This is a genomic window from Pseudomonas sp. GW821-FHT09E12 (assembly GCF_059416085.1).
On the sequence record NZ_JBWKOM010000004.1, the window covers coordinates 401292 to 417799 of the forward strand.

General features: G+C 66.2%; 18 protein-coding genes. 2 read left to right on the forward strand and 16 right to left on the reverse strand.

Annotated features, from left to right (window positions below):
• Positions 1-32: 32 nt before the first annotated feature.
• Together AC07PQ_RS13750 and AC07PQ_RS13755 are read left to right on the forward strand one after the other, a co-directional pair.
• The gene (locus AC07PQ_RS13750) at positions 33-926 is read left to right on the forward strand and encodes a LysR family transcriptional regulator (protein ID WP_007925832.1); all 894 of its coding nucleotides are present in this window, start codon (positions 33-35) and stop codon (positions 924-926) included.
• 114 nt (positions 927-1040) lie between these two features.
• A complete protein-coding gene (locus AC07PQ_RS13755) occupies positions 1041-1424 on the forward strand; it encodes a type II toxin-antitoxin system PemK/MazF family toxin (RefSeq protein ID WP_493185705.1) in 384 nt (127 codons plus the stop codon).
• Between the two features lie 227 nt (positions 1425-1651).
• Here AC07PQ_RS13755 and AC07PQ_RS13760 read toward each other — a convergent pair whose 3' ends face one another.
• From AC07PQ_RS13760 to AC07PQ_RS13835, 16 genes are read right to left on the reverse strand one after another with little or no spacing between them, the layout of a single operon-like run.
• Positions 1652-2098, reverse strand: a complete 447-nt coding sequence (locus AC07PQ_RS13760; RefSeq protein WP_007925830.1) for a hypothetical protein — start codon at positions 2096-2098, stop codon at positions 1652-1654.
• 41 nt (positions 2099-2139) lie between these two features.
• Positions 2140-2586, reverse strand: coding sequence for a hypothetical protein (locus AC07PQ_RS13765; protein WP_009041832.1), 447 nt, complete (start codon positions 2584-2586; stop codon positions 2140-2142).
• 22 nt (positions 2587-2608) lie between these two features.
• Entirely contained in the window at positions 2609-3838 is a 1230-nt protein-coding gene (locus tag AC07PQ_RS13770; protein WP_493185706.1) for a beta-ketoacyl-ACP synthase, read from the reverse strand.
• Positions 3838-4566, reverse strand: coding sequence for a 3-oxoacyl-ACP reductase FabG (fabG, locus tag AC07PQ_RS13775; RefSeq protein WP_007925825.1), 729 nt, complete (start codon positions 4564-4566; stop codon positions 3838-3840). Before fabG ends, AC07PQ_RS13770 begins: the two co-directional genes overlap by 1 nt.
• Positions 4563-5036, reverse strand: a complete 474-nt coding sequence (locus tag AC07PQ_RS13780; protein WP_087089791.1) for a hotdog family protein — start codon at positions 5034-5036, stop codon at positions 4563-4565. Before AC07PQ_RS13780 ends, fabG begins: the two co-directional genes overlap by 4 nt.
• Positions 5033-6229 carry a beta-ketoacyl-[acyl-carrier-protein] synthase family protein gene (locus tag AC07PQ_RS13785; protein ID WP_493185707.1) on the reverse strand — a complete coding sequence of 399 codons (1197 nt, stop codon included), beginning with the start codon at positions 6227-6229 and terminating at the stop codon, positions 5033-5035. The genes AC07PQ_RS13780 and AC07PQ_RS13785 overlap by 4 nt, the downstream gene beginning before the upstream one ends.
• A complete protein-coding gene (locus tag AC07PQ_RS13790; RefSeq protein ID WP_493185708.1) occupies positions 6226-6711 on the reverse strand; it encodes a hypothetical protein in 486 nt (161 codons plus the stop codon). Before AC07PQ_RS13790 ends, AC07PQ_RS13785 begins: the two co-directional genes overlap by 4 nt.
• On the reverse strand, positions 6708-7454 hold the full coding sequence (locus AC07PQ_RS13795) for a class I SAM-dependent methyltransferase (RefSeq protein ID WP_150048607.1): 747 nt from the start codon (positions 7452-7454) through the stop codon (positions 6708-6710). Before AC07PQ_RS13795 ends, AC07PQ_RS13790 begins: the two co-directional genes overlap by 4 nt.
• A complete protein-coding gene (locus AC07PQ_RS13800; protein ID WP_007925815.1) occupies positions 7451-8698 on the reverse strand; it encodes an NAD(P)/FAD-dependent oxidoreductase in 1248 nt (415 codons plus the stop codon). The genes AC07PQ_RS13795 and AC07PQ_RS13800 overlap by 4 nt, the downstream gene beginning before the upstream one ends.
• Positions 8685-9860, reverse strand: coding sequence for a cation:proton antiporter (locus AC07PQ_RS13805; RefSeq protein ID WP_493185709.1), 1176 nt, complete (start codon positions 9858-9860; stop codon positions 8685-8687). The genes AC07PQ_RS13800 and AC07PQ_RS13805 overlap by 14 nt, the downstream gene beginning before the upstream one ends.
• Positions 9857-12196 (reverse strand): MMPL family transporter, encoded by a 2340-nt coding sequence (locus AC07PQ_RS13810; protein ID WP_493185710.1) that lies wholly within the window; start codon positions 12194-12196, stop codon positions 9857-9859. The genes AC07PQ_RS13805 and AC07PQ_RS13810 overlap by 4 nt, the downstream gene beginning before the upstream one ends.
• Positions 12180-12872 (reverse strand): outer membrane lipoprotein carrier protein LolA, encoded by a 693-nt coding sequence (locus AC07PQ_RS13815; protein ID WP_492571395.1) that lies wholly within the window; start codon positions 12870-12872, stop codon positions 12180-12182. Before AC07PQ_RS13815 ends, AC07PQ_RS13810 begins: the two co-directional genes overlap by 17 nt.
• On the reverse strand, positions 12869-13294 hold the full coding sequence (locus AC07PQ_RS13820; protein WP_102678356.1) for an acyl-CoA thioesterase: 426 nt from the start codon (positions 13292-13294) through the stop codon (positions 12869-12871). Before AC07PQ_RS13820 ends, AC07PQ_RS13815 begins: the two co-directional genes overlap by 4 nt.
• Positions 13287-14831, reverse strand: a complete 1545-nt coding sequence (locus AC07PQ_RS13825) for an HAL/PAL/TAL family ammonia-lyase (protein ID WP_493185711.1) — start codon at positions 14829-14831, stop codon at positions 13287-13289. Before AC07PQ_RS13825 ends, AC07PQ_RS13820 begins: the two co-directional genes overlap by 8 nt.
• Positions 14812-15765, reverse strand: coding sequence for a lysophospholipid acyltransferase family protein (locus AC07PQ_RS13830; protein WP_493185712.1), 954 nt, complete (start codon positions 15763-15765; stop codon positions 14812-14814). Before AC07PQ_RS13830 ends, AC07PQ_RS13825 begins: the two co-directional genes overlap by 20 nt.
• The gene (locus tag AC07PQ_RS13835) at positions 15762-16496 is read right to left on the reverse strand and encodes a glycosyltransferase family 2 protein (protein ID WP_493185713.1); all 735 of its coding nucleotides are present in this window, start codon (positions 16494-16496) and stop codon (positions 15762-15764) included. Before AC07PQ_RS13835 ends, AC07PQ_RS13830 begins: the two co-directional genes overlap by 4 nt.
• Between the last annotated feature and the right edge of the window lie 12 nt (positions 16497-16508).

The following is a 16508-nucleotide window of genomic DNA, read 5'->3' on the forward strand; positions in this document are numbered from 1 at the left end:
ATTAATATGTTTTGCGACCTAATGAGGCGATCATGGAATTGCGTCACCTGCGTTACTTCATCGCGGTGGCCGAAGAGCTGCATTTCGGCCGCGCCGCCCAGGTCCTGGGCATCTCCCAGCCGCCCTTGAGCCAGCAGATCCAGGTGCTGGAGCAGGAGGTCGGCGCGCGTTTGTTCGAGCGTACCAATCGTCGGGTCGAGCTCAGCGAGGCCGGCAGGCTGTTCCTGGATGAGGCACGACAGGTGCTGGCTCAGGTCGACAAGGCCGCGGATGTGGCCCGCCGGGCGCAACGTGGGGAGCTGGGCGAACTGAAGATTGGCTTCACCTCGTCGGCGCCCTTCAACTCCAGCATCCCCCAGGCGATCTTCGCCTTTCGCCAGCGCTTTCCCGACGTGCACCTGAAGCTGCGGGAAATGAGCAGCACCCAGGTGGCCGAGGCGCTGCTGGACGAGTCGATCCAGGTCGGCATTATGCGGCCGTTGCCGCTGCCGGATTCCCTGAGCGTGGTGGAGTTGCTGCGCGAACCGCTGGTGGCGGTGCTGGGCTCCAAGCACCCGCTGGTGGCCGGCAGCGAAGCCGGCCTGGCGCTGTCGGCCCTGGCCCACGAGCCCTTCGTGTTCTTCCCGCGCAGCTACGGCAGCGGCCTGTATGCGCAGTTGCTGACCCTGGCCCGGGATGTCGGCTTCACCCCGCACTTTGCCCAGGAAGCGGGCGAGGCCATGACCATCATCGGCCTGGTGGCGGCGGGGCTGGGTGTCTCGGTGTTGCCGGCGTCCTACCAGCGCATGCGCATCGACGGCGTGGTCTACCGACCGCTGCTCGACCCCGAGGCGGTCTCTGCGGTGTGGCTGGCGCAGCGCACCGACCAGCGCTCGCCAATGGCCAAGGCCTTTGTCGAATTGCTGACCCGCAAGGCCGAGTTGTAACCTGCTGGGTAGTATTCCGCGGGGTTCCGAGGGTGGACATCTCGGGTAACGGATCGGGTTTGCTCATCCGCCGGCCCATTGCGCAGACTCGGGTTCTTTGCGCGAGTGTCACGGATGTCACTTCACTATCAGCCCAGGGAGGGCAGTGTCCTGATTTGTGACTTCAGAGGTTATGAAGTCCCCGAGATGGTCAAGGTCAGGCCTGTTGTGGTCATACGCAGGCACAGGAGCAACCGGCATCTGGTGACGGTCGTTCCCTTGAGCACCACCGCGCCTGACGTGGTGTTGGGGCACCATCTGCAACTTGCCAACCGCATGCAGGGGCGACCGTGCGTCTGCTGGGCGAAATGCGACATGCTTGCCACGGTCGGCTTGTCGCGACTCGATCGGATCAGGCGCAAAGACCGCCATGGCCGGCGAACTTACGAAGTCTTGCAACTTACAGACGAAGAGTTCGCCGCCATCAAAGCCGCTGTGCGCAAGGCTTTGGGGATCTAAGGTCAACCTTTCCCAGGAATAAGGCCAATGGCCACGGTTGCCGGGCGGCAGGCTTCGAGCGACACTGCGCACGTACCCGAAAGGGACTTGTGAGACTCTGAGGATCCTGGGCAACCAGCCATCGCAGAGCCAGACAGGCAGAGCGCGATGACAAGCCAGCCTGTTTGTGAAAGGGCGCCGAAAGGCGCCCTTTGTCGTTTCCGGGGGGATGGAAACCTGTTGGCGCCTTACTCCACCTTCGCCAGGTCGCCGCGCAGCGCGACGCCTGCCATCAGGGCGCCCGCGTGGCATTCGTAGGTTTTCGCGTCCTTGCGCTCGTTGCTCTTGTAGAAGCTGGCGATGTCGGTCACGGCATTGGCGCCGACTTTCTTGGCTGCCTGGTGCAGGGTGATCAGCGCCGATTGCAGGACCCATTCGCAGGCCACTTCGTCGCTCTTGTTGAAGGCATTGGTCTTCTTGTTGGTGACCGCGCCGGCGCTGACCACCGTGACCTTGCCGGCTGGCTTGTTACCGGCCAGGTAGAACTTCACGCTGCCGTCGATCTTGCCGGTGCTGATGGCTTCGGCGACGACCTTGTCGAACGGTAGGTACAGCGCGGTATCACGGGCCTGGCTGACGCCGGGCAGGGTGCAGAGCAGCAGGGTGGCGGCAGCGGCCAGGGTCTTCAGTTGCATGGTGGTCTCCTTGACATAGAAAGGGGGGCGGCGGCTGGCGCTCAATTAGGCGCGGCAATCGCCTGGGCCGAGCTGGACAGCTGTTGCGCGGTCCGCTCGTTCTGGTTGTCCTTCAGCTCGCGCAGGATGCCCTTGTCCAGCAGGCGCACCCAGCGGATGTAGTTCTTGTGGATCTTGCCGTCCGCGTAGTTCATGCCACGGCTGTCGCGGTAGAGGATCTTGTAGTGGGTCGGTGTGTACTGGATGTCGATTTCCACGTGGTACTGCTCGCGCACGGTGATCTCGGCCTGGATCAGCTCCGGGCTGATGCGCTGCACGGTCCACTTGCGGGCGACCAGGTTTTTCAGGATCGCCTGTTTCATTTCCTCGTGGTCGGCCTTGAGGGTGGCGGGCAGGACCCGGTCCGGGGTGTACATGCGCTTGCTGGTACACGAGACACAGGTCAGCAGGGCCAGCACGATCAGGCAGGCGCGAAGCAGGGAGGACATTCCATTTTCTCCGGGGGTAACGTCATTGAGGCTCGCGGCGGAAAATCAGCGAAGTGTTGACGCCGCCAAAGGCAAAGTTGTTGTTCATCACGTATTCGCAGCTCATCTGCCGGAATTCGCCGCGCAGGTAATCCAGCTCGCCGCAACGCGGATCCACCGTGTCGAGGTTGAGGGTGTGCACGTAGAGGTCGCGGTTGAGCATCTCGATGCTGAACCAGGACTCCAGCGCGCCACAGGCTCCCAGGGTGTGGCCGAGGAAACTCTTCTGCGAACTGATGGGCATCCGGCTGCCGAACAGGCTGCTGGTGGCCAGTGTTTCGGCAATGTCGCCCTGTTCTGTAGCGGTGCCGTGGCCGTTGACGTAACCGATGGCCGAAGGCTCGAGGCCGGCGTCTTCCAGGGCCAGCTCCATGGCCCGGCGCATGGTGGCCTGCTCCGGACGGGTGGTGTGCTGGCCATCGGCGTTGCTGCCGAAGCCGACGATCTCGGCATGGATATGCGCGCCACGGGCCAGGGCGTGCTCCAGCTCTTCGAGCACCAGCATGCCGCCGCCCTCGCCGATCACCAGGCCGTCGCGGTCGCTGTCGTAGGGCCGCGGGCTGGTGTGCGGGGCATCGTTTTTCAGGCTGGTGGCGTAGAGCGCGTCGAACACCATGGCTTCGGTCGGGCACAGCTCTTCGGCGCCGCCGGCGAGCATCAGCGGCAGGCGGCCGAACTTGATCGCCTCATAGGCGTAGCCGATGCCCTGGCTGCCGCTGGTGCAGGCGCTGGACGTCGGGATCAGCCGGCCGGTGAGGCCGAAGAAGATGCTGATATTGGCCGCGGTGGTGTGCGGCATCATGCGCACGTAGGAGTTGGCGTTGAGGCCTTCGGCCACCGAGTTCAGCAACATGTTGCCGAACGCCTTGATCTCGTCGGTGCTGCCGGTGGACGAGCCACAGGCCACGCCCATGCGCCCATCCTTGATCGACTCGTCGCCCAGCAGACCGGCATCGGCCAGGGCTTGCTCGGCGGCCCCCACCGCGAGCCGCGACACCCGGCCCATGCTGCGCAGCTGCTTGCGGGTCCAGTGCGCCGGTACCTTGAAGTCGTCCACGGGGCCGGCCAGGCGGGTATTGAGCTCACTGAAGCGATCCCATTCGTCCATCCGGCGAATGCCGCTGCGGTTGGCGCCGAAGTTGGCGACGATGGTGTCCCAGTCGCTGCCCAGCGAAGTGATGCCGGCCATGCCGGTGACGACCACACGTTTCATCAGACCAGGCCTCCGTTGACCGCCAGCACCTGGCGGGTGATGTAGGCGGCCTCGGCGGACATCAGGAAGTTCACCGCGCCGGCGACTTCCTCCGGGGTGCCCATGCGCTGGGCCGGGATCATCTTCAGCAGCTCGTCCACTGGCACGTTCTCGTCGAGCATGGCGGTGTCGATCAAGCCTGGCGCCACGCAGTTGACGGTGATCTTGCGTTTGCCCAGCTCGATGGCCAGGGCCTTGGCCGCGCCGATCAGGCCGGCCTTGGAAGCGCTGTAGTTGACCTGGCCACGGTTGCCGACCTGCCCGGACACCGAGGCGATGCAGACGATGCGCCCGGCTGCGCGGCGCCGGATCATCGGCATGATCAGCGGGTGCAGCACGTTATAGAAACCGTCGAGGTTGGTACGCAGCACGGTGTCCCAGTCGTCTTCGCTCAGGGCCGGGAACGCGCCGTCGCGGGTCAGACCGGCGTTGAGCACCACGCCGTAGTAGGCGCCATGGGCTTCCACGTCGGCTTCGAGAGCGGCCTTGCAGCTGGCGCGGTCGGTCACATCGAATTGCAGGATGCGCGCCTGGCGCCCCAGGGCCTCGACTTCGGCCTGCACGGCCTCGGCTTCGCCGCGGCCACTGCGGCAATGCAGGATCAGGTCATAGCCGGCCTGGGCCAGGCGCAGGGCGATGGCACGGCCGATACCGCGGCTGGAGCCGGTGACCAATATGGATTCAGTCATGGCTGGACTCCTGTTGATAAAGCGGGTGATTCGTTCAGGTAGCTGTCCGCCTGTGGCGGACAGAACACGTTGAGGCGGGCGACGGCCTGAATGCCGGGGGCACTCAGGTGGCATTCGAATATGCCCATGCCGTTGTCGTCTTGCAGGGAGCGCAAGGCGTGAATCTGCAGTTCGCTGCCGGCGGGGAAGTGTTCCACATTGCATTCGAACTTGCGCGTGCCGAGCAGGAACCCCAGCTCGACAGCCTGGCCTTTCTGGCGCGCATGGCAACCGGCGTAGGCGGCGACGCTCTGGGCCATCAGTTCGATGCCGACCCAGGCCGGCAGGCTGCCGTCGGCACGGTTGAACAGGCCATCGGGCTTGACGGTGAGGCGGGTGCGGATCTGCTCTTCATCGAACCCCAGGACCTGATCGATCAGGATCATGTCGCCCGCGTGGGGCAGCAGTTCGGCGAGCGGCCAGTCAATCATGGGGCGTCTCCGATAATCAGGCTGACGTTGTTGCCGCCGAAGGCAAAGGAGTTGCTCATCAGGCAGCGCGGAGCGTTCTGCTCCAGACGTGTGGTGGCGGTGACCCAATGCAGCGGCGGCAGTTGTGGGTCGGCCTGGTCGTCCCAGACATGGGGCGGCAGGGCATGTGCGGCGTTGTCGCTGGACAGGCTCAGCCAGCAGAACGCCGCTTCCAGGGCCCCGGCGGCGCCCAGGGTATGACCGCTCATGGGTTTGGTCGACGAGCAAGGCACGCCGGCCGGGAACAACTGGTCGACCGCCAGGCTTTCCATGGCGTCGTTGTGCTGGGTGGCCGTGCCATGCAGGTTCAGGTAGCCGATCTGTGCGGCGTGCAGGCCGGCGTTGTGCAAGGCCTTCTGCATGGCTTGCAGGGCGCCGCGGCCACTGGGTTCGGGGGCGGAAATATGGTGCGCGTCGGAGCTGGCGCCGCCGCCGAGCAAGGCGATCGGTTGCGCGCCGAGGGTTTCCTTGCTCATCAGGAACAGCACGGCGGCTTCGCCGATATTGATGCCGTCGCGGTTGACCGAGAACGGATTGCAGCGCTGCGCGGACACCGCCTCCAGGGCCGAGAAACCGTTGAGGGTCAGCTTGCACAGGCTGTCGACGCCACCGCACAGCACCGCGTCGCACAGGCCCAGGTCGAGCAGGCGGCGGGCGCTCATCAGCGCCCGGGCGCTGGAGGTGCAGGCGGTGGAAATCACATAGGCCGGGCCACTGAGGTCGAGCCAGTCGGCGAGAAAATTCGCCGGCGCGCCGAGTTCCTGCTGCCGGTAGTCGTAATCGGCCGGGAAGTGCCGGTCGCGCAGGTAATGGGCGATGCCGCGGCTGGCTTCGTCGATGCCCGAGGTGCTGGTGCCGAGGACGATGCCGATGCGGCTGTGGCCGTAGCGGGCGATGGCCTGGTCGATGTCGCCACGGATCTGCAGGGCGGCCTCCAGCAGCAGCTGGTTGTTGCGGCTGCCCTGCTGCCTCAGCGGCGGCGGAATGCTCGCCAGCGGCCCCTGGACGGCGGCGACGGGCACGCTGCGCTCCGGCACCCAGCCGGCTTCGGCGCGCATGCCGGAGCAGTCGCCGGCAAACAGGCTGCGGGCCACTTGCTGCTTGTCGCGCCCAAGGGCACAGATCACCCCGAGGGCATTCAGGTAGGCCGTCATGAGGCGTTCTCGGCGGTCAGCGGGCTGATGTGGTAGTGCAAGCCACGAGGCAACTCCAGACGGAAATCCAGAGCCTGGCGATAGCGGACCTGCCAGTGCGGGACGAGGTCACGCTGCGCGCCGTGCTGCCGGGCGGCTGGATAATTATCTCGCAGTTCGCCCGCGGGCGTCAGGGCGAACAGCAATGCGGCGAACAGTTCGCGGGCCTCCGGGTTCGGCGGCAACAGGCCGTCGGCCTGCCAGCGACCGGCGATCAGTTGCTGGCGCGCCAGGGGAATGCCCAGCGGGTCGATCAGCGACCAACGGATGCCCGGCCCTTCGGCCTGGATCACCAGCAGCCAGTCCTGGCGCTGTCCGGCCTGTTGCCGCTCGACGTGCAGTTGCAGCGGCAGGGCCAGGCTCGGGGTTTTCTCGGGCAGCGGCGGCTGGCTGGCGCAGGCGTTCAGCAACAGCAGGCAGCCGACGAGCAGGGCACGGATCATCCGGCGGCACCTTCGTGCAGGGGTTTGCGGGCGACCACATTGACCAGGGTTTCTTCCCGTTGGCCAAAGGGTTTCGGGCGGCGCAGGCCGAAGCGTTCGAGCAGCCCGAAATCCTTGGCACGGCTCCACCACAGATAGGGATAGGACACATTGCGCGGGGTGAATTCAAAACCCTGTCGACGGATCATTTCCAGGTACTGCGCGGCGCTTTTCTGCACATGCATCGGGTGGCGGAACAGCCAGCGGATCACCCAGGTGTCGATGTAGGCCTCGGTGGATTCGGCGAACAGCAGGTAACCGCCCGGCTTGAGCACGCGATAGAACTCGGCCAGGGCCTTTTCCTGTTCCACCAGGTGGTGAAAGGTCTGGTGGCAGAACAGCAGGTCGACGCTGGCATCGGCCACGTCCAGGGTCGCGCAGTCGCTGCCGATCAGCTCGACCTGCAAGCCCTGGCGCGCCGCTTCTTCACTGCTGAGCCTGAGGCTGTGCGGGTCGGCGTCCAGGCCGATCAGGCGCCGCGGGGCGAACACCTGGCGCAGGTACTGGAACGATTTGCCCTGGCCGCAGCCGGCATCCAGCAGCACCGGGTTGCTCGGCGGCTGGTTGTCGAACAGGCGGCGCAGGTCGTTGATCGCCACCCGCAGCACATGGTGCTGCCAGGTATGGCTGCGCAGGAACCAGAAGCCGAAGCGGGTTTCCTCGACGTAGCTGGCGCTCAGGTACTGCGGCTGGGCGTCGCTCATGGAGCCTCCATGGCGCAGATTTCCGAGAGCATGCGCAGCCGGCGCTTGGGTTCGCTGACGAACGGGTTGCGTTCGTCCCAGGCATAACCGGCGAGGATCGAGCTGATCATCCGGCGAATTTCCGGTGAGCTGCCCGGGTGGTAGATCACGTCCTGGAAGGTGCCGGCGTACCAGCCTTCGACGTAGCAGCGGAAGGTGTCGACGCCGCGCTTGAGGGGGGTGGCGAATTCGCTTTCCCAATCCACGCTTTCGCCCTGCAACTGCCGATGCAGCACGGCGGCGGCCATGCTCGCCGAACGCATGGCGATGGTCACGCCGGAGGAGAACACCGGGTCGAGGAATTCCGCGGCGTTGCCCAGCAGTGCGAAGCCCGGGCCGTGCAGGGTCTTGACGTTGGCCGAGTAGCCGCCGATGGCCCGCGCCGGGGTGTCCCAGACGGCGTTGTGCAGGACCTTGGCCAGGCTCGGGGTTTCCTCGATGAAACCACGCAGGCACTGGTCCAGGTCGTCGCCACGGCCGTCGAAATGCTCCTTGGCCGCCACCACGCCGACCGAGCAGCGGCCGTTGCTGAACGGGATGGTCCAGAACCACACATCGCGTTTGCTGGGGTGAGTGGTGATGAGGATCTTTTCCCGTTCGAAAGCCGGGCTGTCGATACGGTCTTCAATGTGGGTGAACACCGCCTGGCGGACCGGGAAGTTCGAGGGCGCCTCCAGGTCCAGCAGGCGTGGCAGCACGCGGCCGTAGCCGCTGGCGTCGAGGACGAAGTCCGCTTCCACGCGGTATTCGCTGCCGTCTTCGCGCAGCACCTGCAACTGCGGCCTGGCCAGGTTGAAGTCGGCGCTGACGATGGCCTCGCCATAACGCACTTCAACGCCTTGCAGGGCGGCCTGATCGGCCAGCAGCTTGTCGAAGTCGGCGCGTTGCACCTGAAAGGTGGTGGGCTTGCCCTCGCTGAAGGTGTCACCGAAATCAAAAGCGCTGTAGCGCTCGCCCCAGGCGAACGCGGCGCCGTTCTTGCGCTGGAAGCCCGCGGCGTTGACCGCCTCGAGCATGCCGGCCTCTTCGACGAAATCCAGGCAGTGGGACAGCAGGCTTTCACCGATCGAAAACCGTGGGAAATGCTGGCGCTCGACGATCAGCACGTCGTGGCCTTTGCCCTTGAGCAGCGCGGCGGCGATGGCGCCCGATGGGCCAGCGCCGATCACCACAATCTGGCGGCGTTCCATTTCAACTGTTGGCACTGGGGCTCCTTGCCGGTTCGGCGATGTTCGGGTTCAAAGGGACCAAAGGTGTTCGGTGCAGCCCGGCCAGGGCCGGCATCAGGGTGGCGATCAGGCCCATGAGCATCAGCGCGAAGTACAGCGCCGGGCTGATCAGCTGTTGTTGCAGCAGCAGGTTGAGAAAGACGATCTCGCTCAGCCCGCGAATGTTCAGCAGCAGGCTTTCCCGCCAGCGGCTGGCGCCCTTGAAGGAGGCGCCGGCCCAGCCCAGGCCGAGCCAGTTGCCGAGCAGCTTGCTGGCAATCGGTAACAGCAGCAAGGCCCCCAGTTGCACCCAGCCGAGGCTGTCCATGGCGCTGTGCACGTTGATCTGCACGATGCCGAACGTAAGGATCAGCGGGATGGCGATAAAGGTCTGCAAACGGCTCATCCAGGCTGCCTTTAACGGCAGCACCAGCGGCACCTTGAGGGCGGCCATGCACAGCAGGTAGCCGATGCCGAAAATCAGCGCGTTGAGCTTGTAGTGCTCGGCCACCACCAGCAGGCCGAAGAAACCCAGGCTGTGCAGCAGCGGCTGGCGCAGGCCGAGGCCGCGCAGGAGCAGCGGCAGGCAGGCTCCGGCCAGCGGTAGCAGCAGGCTGCTCAGGTGCAGGCTGCCCTGGGCGACGCCGAACAGGGTCCAGCAACTGAGGTCGATGAGGATCGCGGTCTGTACCAGGCGTCGGGTGGCCAGCGGCGGGTAGTCGATGTGCCGCAGGTACAGGTACAGCACCGGAATCGCAGTAATGGCGAACAGCAGGCCGACCGCCAGGGAGCTTAGCCAGGGTTGCGCCGGCAACAGCCAGATCGCTGTGGCCAGGCCGCAGGCGAAGGGAATGGCGAAGCTCGGCAGGGCGATCTTCAGGCTCTGGCGGTCCAGGCGCAGGTCGATCACGTCGCTGAGGATATGCCCCAGCAGCAGGGCGAAACTCAAACCGTAGAGGCTCTTCAGCCAGGTCGGCGAGACCAGTTGGGCGCCACTCAGCTGCCAGTGCGGTTCGATCCAGAACAGCATCAGCAGCGGCAGGCCGAAGGTCGCCAGCAGCAACTGGCTGACGATCGGGATCAGGCCGAAACGGCTGCCGATACGGGTGGCGAGCGCGAACAGCAGCAGCGCCATGAGCCAGAACAGGGCGGTCATCACAGGACGGGCTCCGTAACGGGCTGGCGATGGCGCTGGCGACCGGCCCAGGGCGCCAGGATAAAACTGAAGGCCAGGCCCAGGCTCACCGACAAGCCGAAGTTGCTGACCGCCGGGGTGCTGGAAATCGCCAGCAGGCCGAACGACAGCCAGGTGGTCAGCGCTGCAAGTAAGGTGCCGAGCAGGCTCACGGCGGCCCCGCCGACCTGTTCGCGCATGAGGATGGCGTAGTCGACGCTGATGGCGGTCACCAGCAACAGGCCGAACAGGCTGAACAGGGTCAGCGGTTGCCCCAGCCAGCCCAGGCTGGCGAGGCTGCACAGGGCTGCCAGCAGCGGCAGGGCGACAAGGCGCAGGGCGCCACCGAGGCCGAACGGCAGGATCAGCAGCAAGACGATCAGCCCGCAGGAAGCGAGCTTGAGCTCGGCGGCGCTGACCTGGGTGGCGGCGAACACTTGGTTCAGGTCGCCCAGGCGGTCTACCAGTTGTACCCCCGGCAGATCCTGCGCCTGTATCCGCAGCAACTGCGGGTTGTTCAGCCCCTGCAGGCTGACCATGGCCGCCACACCGTTATCGGTGGGGCCCAGCCACAGGGTGCGGTAAGGCTCGGCCAGCGGGCCTTGCAGGGCGCTGTCGATGTCTTCGTTGGGCAGCGCGCGCAATTGCGCGAGTTCCGCGTTCAGGGCCGTGACCGGGACTCCGAGATCCAGCAGCGGCTGCCAGTGCCGCGGCAGCGCGTCCAGGGCCTGGCGCAGGCGCTGTTGCTCGCTGGGCAGGCTTACCAGCTGGTTGAGCGACAGGTAGCCCTGGAGTTTCTCCAGGTTGACCAGTTGCTCCAGGCGCTCGCTCAGGGCGCCGAGGCGTTCGAGCAGCTGTGGCTGATCGGCGCCGCGCACCAGGAAGAACTGGCTGGTGGGCTGGTAGCCGGTGATCCGCGCGATGGCCTGGGCTTCGCTCTGCAGTTGTGGCGGCGCGCCGATCCACTGGCGGATATCGTTTTTGCTCTCCAGCTGCCACAGGCCACCGGCGCAGAAGGCGATCACCAGCGCCAGCAGCCAGGGGCTGGACACGCGCTTGAGCAACTGGGTGCGCAGGTTCAGCAGCCACTCGGCCACCCGCAGCGGCCATTGCGCCGGTTGCAGCTCGACGCCGCGCAGCAGCGCCGGCAACAGGCACACCGCGCTCAGGTAAGCACCCAGCAGCCCGGCGGCGGAGAACACGGCGATCTGGGTCAGGGCCGGGAACGGCGTCCAGGCCAATGCCAGGTAGCCGATGCAACTGGTGGCCAGGCTCAGGCTCAGCCCCGGCAGGGTCAGGCGCAGCGCCGGCCAGCTGTGCCAGGGGCGCAGGCTCCAGCTCTTGGACAGGTAGTGCAGCGGGTAGTCGACGGCGACGCCGATCAGGCTCGAGCCCAGCACCAGGGTCATCACGTGCATATGGCCGAAGAGGGCGACGCAGGCCACCGCGCCGAACAGCATGCCCACCAGCACCGGCACGAACGCCAGCAACACCCGCCAGCGCCGGAAGGCCAGCAACAGCAGCAGGAGGATGCCGACGGTAGCACCGCCGCCGACCCAGGTGATCTCGCGGGAGGCCTGTTGCTGGCCGTTGGCGGCGTAGAGCAGGCCGCTGGCGGCCAGCAGATGGGCGTCGGCCTCGGCGGCCTGTTCGCGGCTGTGCTGGAGCAGGGCCGCCACCTGCAGCGGCAGCTGCATGTCGAAGGCGTTGCCGGTGGTGCGTGCTCGCAGCAGCACCCAGCTCTTGCCGTCGGCATCGGCGACCAGGGTGCCGCTGCCGATGTCCAGTTGCACCGCGCCACGTTGCGGCTGGCTGTTCTGGATGCGTCCGGTCAGGCCCAGCCAGTCGTCCTGGCTCGGGACCAGGCTGAAACCGCTGAAGGGGTCGAACAGCGCTTGGACGCGTTGCTGGATAAAAGCGTCGGGGTGCTCGATCAACTGCTGGCGGTCGGCGGTGCCAAGCATTGCCAGGCGCCCTTGCAGCAATTGCGTGCGCAGCGCCGGCAGGTCGGCCTGCAGGTTCCACTGGACCTTCTCGAACAGCCCGCTGGCCTGCCATTGCTCACCCAGGCGCTGGGCCATGGCGATGGCCTGCTGGCGCTCGGCGTGACCCACCAGCACCAGCATTTCGCGGTTCAGCGGCTCCTGCATGCGTTGCTCGGCCTTGAGCTCCAGGGCATCGGGGTCGGTGCCCGGCACCAGCTCCATGAGGTTGGCCGACAGCGGCGCGCCATGACGCCATTGCCAGCCGGCCAGGGCCAGCACGGCCACCAGCAGGAGCAGGAACAGCCGCGGCCACCAGCGTTCACTCGGCAAAGTCATGTTGCTCCGCGTCGCTCAAAGGCTGGTTGCTGATGCTGTCGTGCATTTTCAGCACGGTGCTGTCGCCCTGGGTTTCCAGCAGCTCGATGCGCTGCACCAGTTCGCCACCGTCGATGTTGATCTGGTTGAACACCTGCTTGAGCAGCAGCGAACGTGGGGTCAGGGTCAGTTTCCAGGCCTTGGCGTCGCCGGCCAGGGCCAGCTCGAAGTCCCGTTGCAGGCCGCTGCTGTCGCCTTGCAGCACGGCGAGGAACAGGCGGTTCTGTTCGGCCCCGGCGCTCTTGTTCGGCAGCATTTGCCAGCCGCTGCCGTCCCGGCGGGCGATGCCTTGGCCGGTGATGCGGTAGTCCTGTTGCAGCGGTGTTTTCAGCAGCCACAGCAGGCCATGGTTTTTCGCCAGGACGAAGCTGCCCTTGCTGGTCAGCGGCTGGGGCAGGGCGCGCAGGTGTTTCTCCTGGACGAAGCTGCCGTGGATCACCTCGGGCTTGGCCAGCTGGTCGCTGAGCTGTTGCAGGTCGAAGGCATTGGCCAGGCCCGGCATCCCCAACAGCACGAACACTGTAGGAGCGAGCTTGCTCGCGAAAGAACGCAGGGCGCCGCGGGGTGTCAGGTAACGTGCGTAAGGATTGACGATTTTCGCGAGCAAGCTCGCTCCTACAGGAAGCGGACGCGTCATGGCAGCGATCTCTCGACGGCATCGGTGAACACCTTGGGCGAGGCCAGTTGCATCTCGCGGCTGGCGATCTCCACCGCCACCTGCACCGAGCTGGCGCGGGTCAGGCGTTCGCCGGTTTCCAGGTCGCTGATCAGGTAGTTGATCTTCAGGCGGTTTTCCCACTCCACCAGGCTGGCGCGGACCTTGAGCTTCTGCCCGAACACCGCGCCGCGCACATAACGCAGTTGCAGGTCGATCACCGGCCAGGCGTAGCCGGAATCGCGCATCTGCTGGTAGTTGTGGCCGAGCTTGTCGAGCAGGGCGCAGCGCGCCACTTCCAGGTACTTCACGTAATGCCCGTGCCAGACCACATGCATGGTGTCGACGTCGAAAAACGGCACCTGGATCTCAGTGTCCGCGTGCAGCACGCCCCGACTACGCATGCAGCCTCCAGTGTTGCTCGGCAATGCGTTGCAGGCACAGGCGCAGTTCGCCTTCCAGGGCGCGGTCCTCGATCACCGGCGGGAAGTCCTTGGCCAGCTCTTGGTGCATGGCGGCCAGGGCCGGCGGCAATGGCCGTGCATCCTCGGCCCGGCCACGCAGCCAGACGCCCTGGTTGGCGGCCAGCAGGGTAGCGGCGGCGACCTGTTCGGTCAGCTCCAGCACGCGGATCGCATCGCGGGCGGCGATGGTGCCCATGCTCACCTTGTCCTGGTTATGGCATTCGGTGGAGCGCGAGAACACGCTGGCCGGCATGGTGTTTTTCAGCGCTTCGGCGGTCCAGGCGCTGGTGCCGATCTGCACCGCCTTGAAGCCGTGGTTGATCATGGCGCGGTCCGCCGGGGCGCCGGACAGGTTGCTCGGCAGGCCGTGGTTGTAGCGCTCGTCCACCAGCAGCGCGAGCTGGCGGTCCAGCAGGTCGGCGACGTTGGCCACCAGGTTCTTCAGGCTGTCCATGGCGAAGGCGATATGCCCGCCGTAGAAGTGCCCGCCGTGCAGCACGCGTTCGGCTTCGGCGTCGATGATCGGGTTGTCGTTGGCGCTGTTCAGCTCGGTCTCGATGAAGCCACGCAACCAGCCCAGGCTGTCGGCCAGCACGCCCAGCACATGGGGCGCGCAACGCAGCGAGTAGCGGTCCTGCAGGCGATGCAACGGCGCGGTCGGCGCGTCGATGGCCAGGTCCTGGCGCAGCCAGGCGGCGACCTGCATCTGCCCCGGGTGTGGCTTGGCGGCGAACAGGCGCTCGTCGAAGTGCTCCGGGTTGCCCTGCAGGGCGACCACGTTCAGCGCGGTGATGCGCGTGGCCAGTCGCAGCAGGTAGTCGGCGCGGGCGAAGGCCAGGCAGGCCAGGCCGGTCATCACCGCGGTGCCGTTCATCAGCGCCAGGGCTTCTTTCGGGCGCAGCACCAGCGACTCCCAGCCCAGCTCGCGGTGCACCTCGGCCGAGGTCCGGCGCTCGCCGCGGAACATCACCTCACGCTCGCCGGACAGGGTCGCGGCCACGTAGGACAACGGCGTCAGGTCGCCGCTGGCGCCCACCGAGCCTTCTTCGGGGATCAGCGGCAGGATGTCGTGTTCGAGGAACGCCTGCAGGCGCTCCAGCAGTTCCACGCGCACTCCGGACACGCCATGGCACAGCGACTGCAAGCGCGCCGCCAGCACCGCGCGGGTGGCTTGCGCGTCCAGCAGCTTGCCCAGGCCACAACCGTGGAAGGTGTACAGATGACGGGGCAGCGCCTCGACGTGCTGCAGCGGCACCGCGACCACACAGGAGTCGCCGTAGCCGGTGGTCACGCCGTAGATCACGCCTTCCTTGTCCAGCAGCGAATCGAGGAATTGCGCGCCCTTGGCGATGCGCTGGCGGAATGCGCTGTCGCCTTGCAGTCGGGTCGGCGCCTGACGGTTGGCCAGGGCCAGCACGTCTTCGATGCGCAAAGGGAGTTCGCCGAAGGTTACCGGCTCAAGCGGATGCGTCGTCATCGGTCTTCCAGAAAGGGTAAAAGTTGAACCATTGTTGGGGCGCTTCGAGGCAGTACTGGCCCAGGCGCTCGGCGTAGCGGGCAGTCCACTGGGCGATGACCTGTTCGCGGTCGCTGCGCTTCCACGCCACGGCCTCGGTGAAGGGTTCGAGGAATACTCGATAGCGGCCATTGTTTTTCAGGCATAGCAGCAGGTTGACCGGGCATTTCAGCAGGCCCGCCAGCAGCCACGGCCCTTGTGGGAAAGGGGCCGGATGGCCGAGGAAATCCACCCGCACGTTGCGCCCGCCATGCAGTGGTACACGGTCGCCGGCAATCGCCAGCCATTCGCCACGATCCAGGCGCTGGCTCAGTTGCAGCATGACCGCCGGATCCAGCTCGCTGACCTGGACCAGCCGCAGGTTGGTGGCCCCGGCCTCGCCCAGCAGGCGGTTGAAACGCTCAGCGTGCTTGGTGTGCACCAGCACGTTCATGGTGACCTTTTCGCCTAGCTCGGCCAGGGCGCGGCAGACTTCCAGGTTGCCCAGGTGCGCGCCCACCAGCATCTGTCCGCGGGTGCCGCGCAACTGGTCGCGCAGCCGGGCCGGGTCGACGATCTCGATCTGTTCCAGGCGCAGTTTGCCGTTCCACACGTCGAGCTTGTCCAGCAGGGAGTCGGCGAATGCCATGAACTGGCTGAATACCCGCCAGTGGCTGGGGCGCAGCTCGGCCTTGCCGCTCCAGTCGGCGAGGCGCTGCTGGTACAACCAGGCGCTGTGGCGGGCGCCGCGGCCGAACAGGAAGAAATAGAACACGATGATGTACAGCACCGGGCTCAACACCCGGCGCCCGAGCACGCGCACGCCGAAGGCGGTGAGCTTCATCAGCCAGAAGCTGCCGCGCTCTTTGTGCTCTGCCCAATGTTGCTTGTCCTGCTTGTCGTGTAGCACCGTCATGCTTGCCACCGTCGCCAGAGGATCAGCGGCGCGCGCAGCAACATGCCGAAGAACAGCCGGGCGTGCATGCTGGAGATCAGCAGGTTGTCGTGGAACAGGCGAAAGTGCGAAAGGCCATCCGCCGGGTAACGGACCTGGGTCGGCAACCAGCGCATCGGCTGGTTGCGCCAGGACAGGCGCACCAGGATATCGGTGTCGAAATCCATGCGCTGGCCGATCTTCACCGAGTCGATCAGCGCCAGGATGGGCGGCAGGGGGTAGACCCGGAAGCCGCACATGGAGTCGGGGATCTGCAACGACAGGGTATTGATCCAGACCCAGACGTGGGTCAGGTAGCGCGCGTAAAAACGGCCCTTGGGCACGCTGGCGTCGTACTGTGGATAACCGCAGACCAGCGCTTCGGGGTGGGTGCGGGAGGTGGCGATAAAGTTATCCACATCGCGCAGGTCGTGCTGACCGTCGGCGTCCACTTGCAGGGCGTGGCTGAAACCCAGGCGCGAGGCTTCGCGCAGCCCGGCCATGACCGCGCCGCCCTTGCCCTGGTTGACCGCGAGCTTGACCAGGAACACCTGTTCGCGCTCGGCCAGCTGTTCCAGCACGGCGGCGCAGGCCGGGCTGCTGGCGTCGTCCACCAGCACGCAGGGCAGGCCGCTGGCGAGCAGGGCGTCGACCACCGTCGGCACGGCGGCTTCATGGTTGTAGACCGGGATCACGGCGCAGGGGTTATGCATGGGGGTTGCCTC

Excerpts from the sequence above, each read along its gene's own strand:
- AC07PQ_RS13750 (WP_007925832.1), top strand. The coding sequence starts at position 33 with ATGGAATTGCGTCACCTGCGTTACTTCATCGCGGTGGCCGAAGAGCTG.
- AC07PQ_RS13755 (WP_493185705.1), top strand. The coding sequence starts at position 1,041 with ATGTCACTTCACTATCAGCCCAGGGAGGGCAGTGTCCTGATTTGTGAC.
- AC07PQ_RS13760 (WP_007925830.1), bottom strand. The coding sequence starts at position 2,098 with ATGCAACTGAAGACCCTGGCCGCTGCCGCCACCCTGCTGCTCTGCACC.
- AC07PQ_RS13765 (WP_009041832.1), bottom strand. The coding sequence starts at position 2,586 with ATGTCCTCCCTGCTTCGCGCCTGCCTGATCGTGCTGGCCCTGCTGACC.
- AC07PQ_RS13770 (WP_493185706.1), bottom strand. The coding sequence starts at position 3,838 with ATGAAACGTGTGGTCGTCACCGGCATGGCCGGCATCACTTCGCTGGGC.
- fabG (WP_007925825.1), bottom strand. The coding sequence starts at position 4,566 with ATGACTGAATCCATATTGGTCACCGGCTCCAGCCGCGGTATCGGCCGT.
- AC07PQ_RS13780 (WP_087089791.1), bottom strand. The coding sequence starts at position 5,036 with ATGATTGACTGGCCGCTCGCCGAACTGCTGCCCCACGCGGGCGACATG.
- AC07PQ_RS13785 (WP_493185707.1), bottom strand. The coding sequence starts at position 6,229 with ATGACGGCCTACCTGAATGCCCTCGGGGTGATCTGTGCCCTTGGGCGC.
- AC07PQ_RS13790 (WP_493185708.1), bottom strand. The coding sequence starts at position 6,711 with ATGATCCGTGCCCTGCTCGTCGGCTGCCTGCTGTTGCTGAACGCCTGC.
- AC07PQ_RS13795 (WP_150048607.1), bottom strand. The coding sequence starts at position 7,454 with ATGAGCGACGCCCAGCCGCAGTACCTGAGCGCCAGCTACGTCGAGGAA.
- AC07PQ_RS13810 (WP_493185710.1), bottom strand. The coding sequence starts at position 12,196 with ATGACTTTGCCGAGTGAACGCTGGTGGCCGCGGCTGTTCCTGCTCCTG.
- AC07PQ_RS13815 (WP_492571395.1), bottom strand. The coding sequence starts at position 12,872 with ATGACGCGTCCGCTTCCTGTAGGAGCGAGCTTGCTCGCGAAAATCGTC.
- AC07PQ_RS13820 (WP_102678356.1), bottom strand. The coding sequence starts at position 13,294 with ATGCGTAGTCGGGGCGTGCTGCACGCGGACACTGAGATCCAGGTGCCG.
- AC07PQ_RS13825 (WP_493185711.1), bottom strand. The coding sequence starts at position 14,831 with ATGACGACGCATCCGCTTGAGCCGGTAACCTTCGGCGAACTCCCTTTG.
- AC07PQ_RS13830 (WP_493185712.1), bottom strand. The coding sequence starts at position 15,765 with ATGACGGTGCTACACGACAAGCAGGACAAGCAACATTGGGCAGAGCAC.
- AC07PQ_RS13835 (WP_493185713.1), bottom strand. The coding sequence starts at position 16,496 with ATGCATAACCCCTGCGCCGTGATCCCGGTCTACAACCATGAAGCCGCC.